Annotated in this window: 1 protein-coding gene; it reads left to right on the top strand. The window is 53.0% G+C overall.

Annotated elements, in window-relative coordinates; all coding sequences use genetic code 11:
* Positions 1-70 precede the first annotated feature (70 nt).
* A protein-coding gene (locus tag HMPREF2129_RS10455) for an IS3 family transposase (RefSeq protein ID WP_408605845.1) occupies positions 71-1,263 on the top strand; the annotation gives its coding sequence in 2 pieces (ribosomal slippage) (positions 71-353 and positions 353-1,263; 1,194 coding nt in all).
* Positions 1,264-1,301: the final 38 nt, after the last annotated feature.

Below are 1,301 nucleotides of genomic sequence, written 5' to 3'. Positions count from 1 at the left end.
ACCTGACCCCCGTTAGGTAGACACCTGATATCCAGCCCAGTTGGGTTGAGAAGAAAGGTAATCTACCACCATGCCTAGGTACTCCGAACAGTTCAAACGTGATGCTGTGGCCCTCTACGAAAACAATGAGGATCTCACACTTCACGCGGCTTCAGCAGAGCTTGGAGTCAATCGTTCCTCACTTTTCTCTTGGCTTAAGCAGTACGGCACCGGCAAACGTGCCCGCACCAAAAGCTTGCGCGACCAGGCCCAGGCGACGACTGACTCCGAGCGAATCCGCCAGCTAGAAAAAGAAGTCTCTAAGCTGCGCGAAGAACGCGACATCCTGCGCAAGGCCGCGAAATATTTTGCCGAAGAGACACGCTGGTAATCCGCTTCCAGTTTGTCTATGACCACCGAACCGAGTACTCGGTCAAGCGGATGTGCCACGTGTTAAAGCTCAATCGCTCCTCGTTCTACAAATGGGTCAACACCCGCGATAAACGAAGGTTAAAGATATGTTCTGACGCCCTTATTGGTGCAAGAATCAAGACCATCTTCGATGATGAGCACGGGCTCTATGGTGCTAAACGCATCGCTGCAAGCCTCAACGACGATACGGGCTTTCCCCCGATCAATCACAAGAAGGTCGCACGCATCATGCAATCCATGGGGCTTAAAGGCTTTAGTAAACGGCGTCGATGTATCACCACCAGGCGTAAGCCTGGCCACCGCGTGATGCCAGATTTAGTAGGCCGCAAATTCACAGCTGATAGACCAAACGAGCTCTATGTAGGCGATATTACGTATCTGCCGTGTAAGGGCGGTAAGAACATGTACCTAGCCACGGTCATCGACGCCTACTCACGCAAGCTCGTCGGCCATGCACTCGCCGATCACATGCGAGTATCGCTGGTTACCGAAGCTTTAACCCATGCCAGAAAAGTCCGAGGAAGCCTTAAAGGAGCAATTTTCCATTCCGATCACGGCAGTGTGTACACCTCACAAGCATTTAGGGATCACTGCGCCCAGCTTGGTGTACGCCAATCCATGGGCGCGGTGGGTACAAGTGCCGATAACGCCCTGGCAGAATCATTTAACGCCACCCTTAAACGTGAAGTCCTGCGTGATCGGAAAGTCTTTGACAATCCCATCATCTGCCGCCAAGAAGTCTTCCGATGGTGCATGCGCTACAACACGCGCAGACGACACTCCTGGTGCAACCTTCTAGCCCCCGATACCTTCGAAGCACTTAATTCAGCTACACTGACCCAAGCAGCATAGCTAACCCCCGACGTGTCTACTTTCCGGGGGTCAGGCCC

Origin of the sequence: Corynebacterium tuscaniense DNF00037 (assembly GCF_000759055.1) — a bacterium.
In the GTDB taxonomy this organism is placed as follows: Bacteria; Actinomycetota; Actinomycetes; order Mycobacteriales; family Mycobacteriaceae; genus Corynebacterium; species Corynebacterium tuscaniense.
The sequence above is the reverse complement of the archived record's forward strand: the minus strand, read 5'-3'. Positions and strand labels throughout refer to the sequence as shown.